This window comes from Ralstonia sp. OTU4908, from assembly GCF_038440115.1.
Taxonomy (GTDB): Bacteria; Pseudomonadota; Gammaproteobacteria; order Burkholderiales; family Burkholderiaceae; genus Ralstonia; species Ralstonia pickettii.
Genome location: NZ_JASATD010000108.1, coordinates 1 through 415, shown reverse-complemented (window position 1 = coordinate 415; position 415 = coordinate 1). Strand labels below are relative to the sequence as shown.

At 47.5% G+C, this 415-nt stretch carries 1 pseudogene; it reads right to left on the bottom strand.

The features are described from left to right. Positions 1-415, bottom strand: a pseudogene (locus AAHM38_RS25540) (DUF6708 domain-containing protein); the annotation flags it as partial.

Sequence of the window (415 nt, the reverse complement as noted above, 5' to 3'; positions counted from 1 at the left end):
ACGGATGGGGCGGCGTTTTAGGGCGAAGAGGTTGCGGCGCATGATGTCCAGCCCGAGCAGGAAGAACAGGAGTGCCATTGCCGAAAAAACGGATGCGAAAATGATTACAAGAGGCCAATATCCGTCTTGAGCCTTAATTTCTGGTGAGTGAATTGAGGGCAGTGTGATAAAGAATTTGCCCATAAATCCGGCTATTGCGGAAGTGGCGATTCCTGTGATCCAAGCGAAGCCAATGGCTTGTATTCTGTCATGGGCATCGTCAATGATCTCTAGATAGGTTGAGTTAATGCTATACACATTGCCCATTTCTTCTATTTCTTTTATATATGCAGGCTTGTCGATATGGAGCCGGTGCTGCTTCTCCCAATAACCCAGCGGCTTTCCTTTCTGTTTGGTATAAGTGGCAATGGGCCTT